General features: G+C 43.7%; 7 protein-coding genes. 5 read left to right on the top strand and 2 right to left on the bottom strand.

What is annotated here, in order from left to right:
- Nucleotides 1–68 precede the first annotated feature (68 nt).
- The 5 genes from AAEY72_RS03705 to AAEY72_RS03725 all read left to right on the top strand — a co-directional run bounded on the left by AAEY72_RS03705 (nt 69) and on the right by AAEY72_RS03725 (nt 10,312).
- Nucleotides 69–1,019, top strand: coding sequence for a CheR family methyltransferase (locus AAEY72_RS03705; RefSeq protein WP_352309486.1), 951 nt, complete (start codon nt 69–71; stop codon nt 1,017–1,019).
- A 30-nt stretch (nt 1,020–1,049) separates the two neighbouring features.
- Entirely contained in the window at nt 1,050–8,021 is a 6,972-nt protein-coding gene (locus AAEY72_RS03710; protein ID WP_352309487.1) for an Hpt domain-containing protein, read from the top strand.
- Entirely contained in the window at nt 8,011–9,006 is a 996-nt protein-coding gene (locus tag AAEY72_RS03715) for a chemotaxis protein CheB (protein ID WP_352309488.1), read from the top strand. The genes AAEY72_RS03710 and AAEY72_RS03715 overlap by 11 nt, the downstream gene beginning before the upstream one ends.
- A gap of 17 nt (nt 9,007–9,023) precedes the next feature.
- Nucleotides 9,024–9,608, top strand: coding sequence for a hypothetical protein (locus tag AAEY72_RS03720; RefSeq protein WP_352309489.1), 585 nt, complete (start codon nt 9,024–9,026; stop codon nt 9,606–9,608).
- A 176-nt stretch (nt 9,609–9,784) separates the two neighbouring features.
- Entirely contained in the window at nt 9,785–10,312 is a 528-nt protein-coding gene (locus AAEY72_RS03725) for a cytochrome b (protein WP_352309490.1), read from the top strand.
- A gap of 108 nt (nt 10,313–10,420) precedes the next feature.
- Here the strand turns inward: AAEY72_RS03725 and minE are convergent, their stop codons facing one another.
- Nucleotides 10,421–10,711: a cell division topological specificity factor MinE gene (gene minE, locus AAEY72_RS03730; RefSeq protein WP_010201590.1), complete on the bottom strand. Its 291-nt coding sequence runs from the start codon at nt 10,709–10,711 to the stop codon at nt 10,421–10,423.
- 2 nt (nt 10,712–10,713) lie between these two features.
- Complete coding sequence (gene minD / locus AAEY72_RS03735) at nt 10,714–11,526, bottom strand: septum site-determining protein MinD (protein WP_010201589.1); 813 nt, start codon at nt 11,524–11,526, stop codon at nt 10,714–10,716.
- Between the last annotated feature and the right edge of the window lie 270 nt (nt 11,527–11,796).

Here is an 11,796-nt window from a genome sequence, read left to right on the forward strand (position 1 = left end):
ATCTTGAGATGTTAATCAAAGTGCTGCTCTAGTAGTGATGCTGGGCAGCAGTAATAATAGCAGGTCACGTGGATAAGCATACTCAACAAGACGTTAATGTAGTCGATAAAGCCAATCCCGATTTGGTGACAGCCTTAGGGCAAGTTAATGCCTTTGATACACAGCAATGGCAACGTTATATAGAGCAAGAAATTGGCTTTGTTTTACCTCCTATCCAACGACAGTGGTTGGTAAATGCGATTGACCGTACGGCTGCCGCGCATGGACTATCGATTTTGCAATTATGGCGTCAACTGCCAAGCAATGATGCGCTGCGCCAGCAATTATTGGACAAAGTGCTGATTGATGAAAGTCGCTTCTTTCGTCATCTGCCTTCTATAGAATTCATTACAGAGTGCGCCTTGCGACACCAGCGACTGAGTCTAATAGATGACAGTATTGATGAGACGTTTCGCATTTGGAGTGTTGGCTGTGCCAGTGGACAGGAGACTTGGTCGCTTGCCATGAGTTTGGCATCGAAGCAGCTGGTCAATTACGCCGTATTGGGTACAGATGTCAGCCAAAAAGCAATTACGAAAGCACGTATGGCACAATATGACAAACGTCAAAAAACATTGATTCCGTCAAGCTGTCAGCAGTTTATTTACCCATTACATTCTGAAACTGTACCCGATCAATCGACTGTTTTTGATTCATCTATAGTAGAAAATACTATTAACGACACTCAAGAACATTGGCAAATCGTGCCAACTTTACAGCAGTATGTTAGCTTTGCTTTACACAATATTATCGGTCAAGAACCACCCACGTCCGATCTACAGCAGGTCATCATCTGCCAAAATATGCTGCTATATTTTCGTAAATTTGATCAACGAGATATTCTTAACAAGCTGTCAGAGCAGTGTGCGCTAGGTGGTTATATAGTATTGGCTCCAGGTGAGGCGTTGTTTTGGCGTCCTTCAAATATGCGCCGTATTGCGCACCCAAAAATTAATGCGTGGCAAAAGATCAGTGCCTAAATTAGCGCCTAGACGAGTTAGGATAAATCTATGAAAAACCAGCCCAATGACATGGTGACGCTCGAGTGGTTATTACCACTTTTTAATCAGCAATTATCACAAGTATCTGATGGCTGGCAATTAGACGCTGACAGTAATAATTACGAGCAAATGGTGCAGCACTATCATCAAGTTGGTGGTGCTTTAACTATGATTAATCTGCCTTTGCTGTCAAATTTAGCGACTAAGCTGAGTCTGTTGGCAGGGGCGGGTAGCAAAGATGGTTTTACCCCTGATGATCGCCGCATCGGTCAGTTTTCTCATAGGCTGCTACAACGTGAGCTGACGCAATATATGCGTACAAGCAGTCATCATACCGCTCTAATCAGTAGAGCGGCTGATGATCTTACTCAGTCGCTATCACGACTGGGTATAGCGACCGACCATTTGTCACCGCAATCCACTATAGCCAGCAATGCTCATTACAAAGACCTTGTCGATGGCGGTATTAATTCTAAAAAAGTTATCGATGATATTGAACTAGTCGTGCCAAGCCACGCGGTAGATGCTCATCTAGACACTCAGCAGTATCAAAAATTACTATTGGTTTGGCGTCAGCAAGTACAGGCGCTACTGGTTGCCAATAGCAATCAGCCCTCAGTACTGACGATCTTAGAAAAAGTAAGTGAGTATTTATGGCAAACCACGCAAGACGATGATTTGCAGCGTCTATGGTATTTAACCGAGCTGTGGTTGCGCGATCTTGCTCATAATAAAACACCGCTGCCTAAGCACTATGCTCCGCTATTGGCAAAGCTTGAGCAAGTGCTAGAGTCTTGTGGACATCAAGCTGAGTTGGCGTCGAGCGTTATTAAAGAATTGCTAGCCAACCTCTATATTGAGCTGAGTGGTCTTGCGCAAAGCAGCGAGCATACTCAGTCTATCCTCAGTAATCTACCGCAAAGTGCAATAATGGATGCACGTTTTTTACCTCGTATATTGAGCGAGCTTGAGACCCTCATTTTCAGTCTCGATCAACCGCAGACTTTATTGAACCCATTGCAACGCATAAATAGTCAGCTCGAAGCTCGAGGGTGGACTTTTTATGCCTCAAAAGCTGCATCCATCATTGCTGATATAGAGCGTGCCCTTTCCTCAGAGACTGGGTTTGCGCAAGAACAGTGGCAGATTGAACGCCAGCTTCAAGAGTTATATAGTGCTATTTATAATACAGAGCAGGCAATATCTACAAAGATCGGTGATGCCGCTGATTTTACGCCGGCGTCTGATGTAGCAGCGAGTGTCGACGCACAGTCAGATTCTAGTACGGATATCAACTCTACTAGTAAAGACTTACGTGAATTGCGCATTGCTGTTGAAGACATAAAACAAAGCTTTAACGCATATATACAGCGTCAGGATATTGCTCTCTTACCTGAGGCTGCTGATTTTACTAATATTGGTCGTGCTTTTGATGAAATGGGATTGCCTTCAATCCGTGAAGCGACTGATGCTATAGCCAGCCTATTTGTACAACTCACCACTCATGAAATTGACGTGCTCAGTTGGAAGATTACCCAAGCATTGGCTGAAGCTCTGACTTCAATAGAGCTGTTGCTTGATTATCTGGCTCAGCAAGTTTTTGACCAACCACTATTAGCGTTGGCAAATCAGCATATTGATAATGCTGCCACATTGCTCAGTGAGTATATTCAAGCACCTGAAAGTGTTGACCAAAGCTTACTTAGCCAAAAAGTCGCGGCGACCGATGTACTGCGCTACGATGATAACGGTGAGATTGCGCCAGTTACTGAGCACGCTATCGATGACCAAATTCTTAAAGATCAAGACTTTGATGCGGCAATTTTGAGCCATGAAACGGTGGTAGAAGATGAGTCGGATAACCTCATCATAAATAATAGCGTCGGTGATGATTTTAGCACTGTTAATGACAGTGAGGCTTTGCTACGTGCGCGTGAACAAGTGAAGCCAGATAGTTTTGATATAGATGAAGATATTCGTGATATTTTCATTGAAGAGGTGACAGAAGTCGTTGAGGACTTAGAAGATTTTTTACCAATTTGGCAGCAGGATTCACAAGATCTAACACCTTTAACGGAAGTACGTAGAGGTTTTCATACGTTAAAAGGGTCGGGGCGCATGGTTGGTGCCTTTAGTATCAGTGAGATGGCGTGGTCAATCGAAAATCTGCTCAATCGACTTTTAGACAAGACATTGCCTGTCACTGATGAGGTCGTTGCGCTAGTAACAGAGACGACCAAGCGACTTTCAGTTTTAGTTACAGATTTTACGGCGCAACAATCGCCAAGCTTTGATCCTGCGGTAACCATCTTACAAAGTCATAATGTACTAACGGGACAGCCAGTTAACACGGGTTTAAACATTGCCGTATCTGCCTCATCGGACACTGAATTAGACGAGGCTTTGGACTCAGATGAGCCAATGGCAACTGCTGAATATAACGATCTGGCAGACACGATTGATGAGTCTGAAAATGAACAGGAAGTAGGCGGAGATAGAAACGTCATAGACTCTCTTTCTGGTCTGATGTTACCCACCGTACTCCTTTCTTTCATGCAAGAGACGCAGCAGTTACCGACAGATGCGAATGATGCCGATCCTGATATCAAAGAGATATTTATAGAAGAGGCAAATGAAGTATTGGACGACATCGTGCCTTTATATGGGCATTGGCAGCTGTCTCCCACTGATTTGAGCGATTTGGCAGACATTCGCCGCGGATTCCATACGCTAAAAGGTTCTGGTCGTATGGTTGGTGCCAACTATACTGGTGAGCTGGCATGGTCAATAGAAAACATGCTCAATCGCATTTTAGATAAGAGTGTTGTCGCTTCAGCTGATATAAGACAGCTTATTACCGATGTGTTAGCAGCATATCCTGCCATGCTCACCACGTTTGAAAGTGGCAGCCAAGATTATCCAGCGCTAGTGCCACTATGGATCGCCTGTGCGAACGCTTTTAGTAAGCAGCATGGTAACGAGTTCAGCTATGCTAAGTTATATGAGCAAGCGCTTACCTCTACTGAGCAACCTTCAGCGTTAAAGTATGATGATACGGTCGAAAGTATTGATGATAGCAGTGATGAAGACATTGATAATATGCTGCAGACCATTCATTCGGCTAATGAAATGATGGCAGAAGCGCCAGTCATTTTGACGCATCAGAATGCAGAAGAAAAAGCATTTTTTGAGATTTTCATCGACGAAGCAGAGACCTTATTACAAGAGGTTGATACCTTTGTTAATGAGCATCGAGGTCAGCCCTATGTTGAAGTTAGCGATCACATTGTTCGGGCATTCCATACCCTAAGAGCCGCTTCAGGTTCTAGCGCGTTGGCAGCGATTAGCGAAATCAGTGCAACAATAGAGAAAAGTCTAGAGCTGTTGCAACAGCAAGATATTCCTATGAGTGCTCAACACTTAGAGGCGTTAGCACAGTCTGTGACACTGAGTAATGGCTATCTTAATAATTACAAACCAAACGTCGAACAGCAAGATATATCGGTAGAAGAAGCGCAGAGCCAACAAGATATTGCGTCATTGCAAGCGATGCTGGGTGAGCATTATGCTGTCGGCGATTATAGTGAGATAGCAGACAATAAACTCACTATAGAGCAGCTTTTCGACGAAAATATTGATGAACTACTCGATGCTGAATGGCAATTAAATGAGGCGCTGAGCCACTCTGAAAGTGAGCATGTCCAGAAATATATTGAACAACAACTGGCACAAATAAATTATCTGGCTAGCAAAGCGGTAGATATTCCAAAATTCACTGCAATTCTCAGTGCCTTAGCTGGGGCTTATAATCATCTGCAAGACAGTCCTGAAACAGCAGCTGATACAGACATTCAAACCACGTTGTTGGCTGGGCATGCGCAGTTAGTAGGGTTGTTCGATGCATTGGCCGGTAGCACGTCATTAAAAGTCGATGGGCACATTCTTGAGGATTTACAGCGTATTGCTAATGGCGCTGACACTGAAGATGACATTATTGATGAAGATAATGATGGTTTGCCTACCGTGCAAAGCGTCTCTGCCGCTGAGTTTCAGCTAGAGTCTATCGATACTGACATTGAACTGTTAGAGATCTTTTTAGAAGAAGCGCAAGAGCTTGATGATGCCCTTGCCGAAAGCTTTAATAAGTGGCGTGCGGATATTACTAACATCAATACGCTAAAGGTATTACAACGTCATCTGCATACCATCAAAGGTGGTGCACGCATGGCAGGTATCCGCAGCATTGGAGACTTGACCCATGAAGCAGAGAGTATCTATGAAGCTTTTGTAGAGCACAGACGCGCGCCAACCACACAGTGGCTTGAGATTATGCAAATCGTGCAAGATACCTTGTCGTTGCAAGTCATGCACATGGTAAATCACCAGCAATCATTTTTTGCTCCCGAACTTATTGAGCAGTTACAACGTTTTGAGAAAGCACAAGTATTGCCAGATACGGTTAATTTGATTGTACCCGTGCCAAAACATCATACTGTCGCTGAGCCGCAAGCTGTTGAAGATGAATCTATACTCAGCAATGTCGAAAACACAGAAATCCTAACGCTTGATAGAATGATTAAACAGTCATGGGCCAATGGCTTACCGGATCCTGACATATTAGAAGTATTCTTAGAAGAAGCAGAAGCGCTGACCAATAATAATCAATATCTACAGTTATTTTTAGATAACGTAAGCGATACGGTTGCCTTACAAGCGCTACAGCGTGACTTGCATACCCTCAAAGGTGGCGCAAGAATGGTCACGGCTAATGGAATAGCGGACTTGGCACACGACATGGAGTCGGTCTATGAAGATCTTGCCCATCATCGTCGTCCTGCTACAAAAAAAGTCCTAGAGCTACTCGTGGCCTGTCATGACTGGATGGCAGATGCACTATTTATTCTCAAGCAACAAGTCAACCCGCCAACGCCTGCTTTATTAATAGAGTCGCTACAAGAATTTAGTAAAAACCCTGATAGCTTAAAACAAATACCTAACGAATCTCTGCAAGCGCAGCGCAAAGCGATTTTGACTGCCAAAGAAAATCGAAACTCAGCAGGTATGGTAAAAGACATCAGTAAAATGCCGTCGATGATCGGTAAGTTTACGGAGCAAGAGCAGAGCGCTAGTAGCAATGAGATGATCCGTATCTCAGGTGGTTTGATTGAGCATATGATTAACTTGTCCGGCGAGTCGGCGATTAACCGTGCGCGTATTGACATGGGCATGAGTAGCTTGACCAACAGCCTTGAAGAGATGGGCATCACGGTACAGCGTTTGGCAGATCAGTTACGCCGAATGGAGATTGAGCTTGAAGCCCAAATTTTATCGCAGATAGATGATGAGTTGATAAGCCATGAAGGTTTTGACCCGCTAGAGATGGATCAATACTCTTCTCTGAATCAGCTATCAAAATCTCTGACAGAGTCGGCATCAGATTTGGTTGATATTAATCATACTCTTTTAGAAAAAACGCGTGATAGTGAGAGCTTATTATTACAACTGTCGCGAACGCAAACTGAGCTACAAGATGGCTTGATGAATTCGCGTATGGTGCCATTTACGCGCTTAATACCACGCCTTGAGCGTACGGTACGCCAAACGGCTAATGAGCTTAATAAGTCGGTTGAGCTGACAATTATTAATGCTGATGACGAAATGGATAGAACCATTCTAGAGCGTATTACGTCGCCGCTTGAGCATATGCTACGTAACGCCGTCGATCATGGTATTGAAGACAGTAAAGCGCGTTCGAAAGCTGGTAAAGAGCGCAGTGGTAACATCACTTTAGAGGTGTTGCGCGAAGGCAGTGAAATTGTCATCAACTTATCCGATGATGGGCGCGGCATCGATGTCGAAGCGGTTCGCAGCAAAGCCATTGCTCAAGGCCTTATCGATGCAGCAGACAGTAGTCTGACCGATCTTGATATCATGCAGTATATTTTTAATGCGGGCTTAAGTACCAGTAAGCAATTAACGCAGATCTCAGGGCGCGGCGTTGGCATGGATGTCGTCATCAGCGAGATTCGTCAATTAGGTGGCGTAGTGTCTGTAGTCTCTGAGCTGGGCAAAGGGTCGCGTTTTACCATGCGCCTACCGCTTACAGTAGCCGTATCGGATGCCCTAGTAGTGCGAGCAGCAGATCGCTACTATGCCATACCACTGGTTCAGATTGAGCGTGTGGTACGTATCAATCCAGAAAAGCTTTATGATTACTATCAGTCAAATGACGCCACGCTAAACTTTGAAGACGCTGATTACCGTGTGCGTTATTTAAATGAGATTTTATCAGGTAATAAACTCAATGAGCTGGTGGTCAATACCAATACGAGCTTACCGGTGATTATCATCAAAAACCGTACTGGACAGAATATTGCCCTGCAGGTCGATCAGATAGCTGGGTCACGTATCGAAGTCGTAGTAAAACCATTAGGACAACAATTCTCAAACCTATCGGGTATTTCAGCCGCTACCATCATGGGTGATGGCTCGGTCATGCTTATCTTAGATTTAATTGCCTTGATGCGTAATGCACCAGCGCTTAAAGAAGTCATGCCATCTGTTGGCTCTAAGCATAGACGTTTAGAATCTCAGCCGACGGTTATGGTCGTCGATGACTCGGTCACGGTACGTAAAGTAACGTCGCGCTTCTTAGAGCGTCAAGGGTATAAAGTTGCCGTTGCCAAAGATGGTGTCGATGCGATTGAGATACTACAAGAGACGATACCGGATCTTATCTTATTGGATATTGAGATGCCACGTATGGACGGCTTCGAAGTGGCCATTCAAATACGCCACAATAAACGCTTGCAGCATATTCCGATTATTATGATTACCTCACGTACTGGTGAAAAGCATCGTGAGCGTGCCCTAGAAATTGGGGTGAATGATTATATGGGTAAACCATTCCAAGAAAACGAGCTACTGAATAAAATCCAAATGCTATTGGGTGAAGAGGTCAGCTTAACTTATGAAGGATAATGCACCTGTTCCATTAGCGCTCAAAAATAAAAGTGATATCAAGGTGCTGGTAGTCGCAGAAGATCATCACCAGCGTATGGCCTTTTCGGATACCGTACGTGGCTGTGGCTTTACCCTCATTGATTGTGTATCACGGGCGCAGTTGCATGATAAGTTTGAACGTTATGAAACACCCATTGATATTTGGTTGATAGACAGTGATTATGATGACAGTGTAGCCACGGCTACTGCTATGTCTCAATCAATCGGGGTTTTGGTAGGTTTTAGTCAAGCGCCTTATTTAAATGAGGCAAAGCAGTATGCTAAATGGCAACGCAAACTAAAACGTAAGCTTGCACAGATGCTACTCCTACCAGCATTGGTAGATACCAATGCTTATCAGAGCGATACCAATGACTGGCAGTATGTTGTGTTTTTGGGTGCGTCTATGGGCGGTCCTAGCGCTGTAAAAGAGTTCTTAGATAACTTGTCACCCACGCTACCCATTTGTATTTTATTGGCGCATCATTTCAACCAGACGATGATTGGGACGCTACCACGAATACTGAATCGTCATAACGATTGGCGCTGTCAGGTCATTACCTCGTCGCAACGTTTACAGGCGGGTCAATGTTTGATTGCGCCTATTGATAAGCAAATTGTTTGCGATTCGACCGGACGGATTATATTACTTGCTAAGGCATGGGAAGGTGATTACAAGCCCGCTATTGGTCAGATCCTAAAAAACACCAGCGATGTTTATGGTAGTGAGCTGATCAATATTATTTTTTCAGGTATGGGTAACGATGGGGCTCAGCATCTGGATTTAATACAAGACAATGACAGTCAGTTGTGGGCGCAAGATCCAAGTGTCAGTACTTGTCCTAGTCAGCCACAAGCGATTGTTGATTCTGGATATTGTGGTTTTATTGGTAGCCCTGTGGCTTTAGCACAAAAACTTACCGACTATATTGGTGAAAGGGCGGCTGTTGCCTCTTCGCATTAATCTATTGTGAGCGACGTATGAAACAAATTTTAAAACATTCGTTTGAGGCAGTAAGCTTGCTAACCACGAACAATGGTATGCTCGACGTTACTATCGTTCCAGCATTTAATCAGCCTGATTGGATTATTCCGAGCAGCCTGATTTTGAGTGTGGATGACTTTGATGAGCATATTTGGACTTATCTGTGGCAACAACAAGAAGTCGCTGTATTCCATTTGCTATCCAGTGGGCAAACGCCAGAAAAGATCATCGTATTAGAGGGTAATACGGCTGCCCATCGCATAGCATTACAGACTGTCGGTGAACTGCACCAGCTACAAGTACGTATCTCTGACGTTAAGGATATTGAGCTTCCTGAACAGTATACGAGCAATGCGAATATCGATTATAGCGTCGCCCAAAAAACGAAAAACAGCGACAGTGAAACGGTTCAAGCGACTGGCAAAAATCTGACAGATAGCGAAATCGACTACGCCAAAGAACGCTTTCAAGAAAACGTTGTAGAGTCCTACTTGTTTCAAACCGTAATTATCGATAACATTCTCTACTTGGTGCCTGATTTGGATAAAATTGCGCATCAATTGGTTGATTTAGACAGCTAGCTTTTTTAGTAAGTGTGGCCTATAGTGAATAGCAATTCATTAGTCTTAATCATGACTAATGATCACGACTAATGATAGTGACCAGTAACATCGTCAAGACTAACCTAGCCACAATGACTGTGCCGCCTGTTATTGTCTTTATCTATAAATGTTGGTTAGAGTGAATAGAGCAGCCTATGAATAATATCGATGCGAATGTTTCAAAGTGGTCAATCGCTAGCCGCTTATTTCACTGGATCAGTGCGGTTTTATTGCTGGTAACGTGGCTCATGATGCTGTTATACCAAAATCTTAATGACAATCTCTATATTGGGCTACACAAGGCCTTTGGTATAAGCTTGTTGTGTTGGATGATAGCGCGGGTTATTAATCGCGTCTTTACCAAAGCACCACCAGCGTTACCGATGCCTAAGTGGCAGCTGTTGATGTCAAAGTTGTCGCACTTTGCGCTATATGCTTTACTAATCGCGATGCCATTAGCTGGCCTACTGATGTCAGTCTATGGGGGTCGACGGGTAGATATATTTGGTTTATTTCAGATTCCTGTCTTTGTCACCCCAGATAGAGGTTTAGCGCGTTATTATAATGATTTACACGCTGATATTATCTGGCCCATGATTATTGCCTTTACTGTATTGCATATCGGTGCAGCTTTGTATCATCAGTTTGTCAAAAAAGACAATTTGATCGCACGTATAAAGTAACGACGAATCCATAAAGTATACGTCCACAAAAAAGCCCTCAGTATTTTACTGAGGGCTTTTTTAGATTAGGGCTTAACTAGAGCGATTGTTCCATATGCTTTGAACAGCTTATTTTTTATGCTCAGGCAAGTTGATATTCATCTCTAGCACATCTAAGCTGTCTTCAGAACGATGATTGATATTTACATCGTCAATTTGCACGCCATTGACGTACTTATTCACCACTTCTAGTATTTCACGTTTCATTTTTTCGATACGATCCGCTGTTAAGCGGTTGTTTAAGCGATTTTCACTCGCAACGATAACCTTGAGACGCTCAGTGGCTAAATTAGCACTGCCGACATTGCTGCTGTCATCAGTACCAAATAAATTGCTCCAAAATCCTTTTTTCTTACTCATCATTAACCCCCAAACCAGCGCTGTAATAAACTCTTTTTCTTCACGTCAATATGACGCAACGGCCGCTCTTCGCCTAAGAAACGGGCGACAATGTCATCATAACATTGACCAGCGATGGAGTCGGTATAGTGAATAACCGGTTCACCGTGGTTAGATGCCTCAAGCACTGAATGGCTTTCAGGGATAACACCAAGTAATGGTACTTTTAGGATATCATTAGAGATGGTATCGATATCCATCATCTCATTCGCTGCCGCACGTTCGGCATTGTAGCGAGTGATAACCAAATGTTCACGGATAGAACCTTGGTTCTCTTCGATCTTTTTGGTACGGCTTTGTAAGATACCGATAATACGATCCGAGTCACGTACTGAAGAGATCTCAGGGTTGGTCACGATGATCGCTTCATCAGCATGATACATCGCTAACTGGGCACCGCGCTCGATACCAGCAGGAGAATCGCAAATGATGTAGTCAAACTGCTTAGACAGTTCAGCCATTACTTCGGACACCCCTTCGTCTGTCAGCGCATCTTTGTCACGCGTCTGACTGGCAGGGAGGATATATAAGTTCTCAAGCTGTTTGTCTTTGACCAGTGCTTGTGACAAGCGCGCGTTACCGCTGATGACGTCTACAAAGTCATAAACAATTCGATTTTCACAGCCCATGATCAAGTCTAGATTACGTAGACCCACATCAAAATCGATAACAACTGTCTTATAGCCACGCAACGCCAAACCGGCGGCAAAAGAGGCACTAGTGGTGGTTTTGCCCACACCGCCTTTACCTGAAGTGATTACAACAATCTTCGCCACAATGGCACACTCCTATGAATCAATGGGATATCTATTAAATAAAATAGCGCATTCTCTTATGCTTATTATTCACATGTAATATATGCGCTGCGAGCGTAAGCCTAGCATAAATAAACAAAAATTTATAGCAAGTCTGCACTAAAGCGAAAAACAACGATTATCTGCGTTAAGTGCTCCTGCCTATAGGTATTAGCACTGATAGATAGGTTACATAGTGGCAGAGTAAATTATTTGTCTTGAGACAGTTTTGTTAACCAAACTTACTGAAAT

Origin of the sequence: Psychrobacter sp. W2-37-MNA-CIBAN-0211 (genome assembly GCF_040309405.1) — a bacterium.
In the GTDB taxonomy this organism is placed as follows: domain Bacteria; phylum Pseudomonadota; class Gammaproteobacteria; order Pseudomonadales; family Moraxellaceae; genus Psychrobacter; species Psychrobacter glaciei.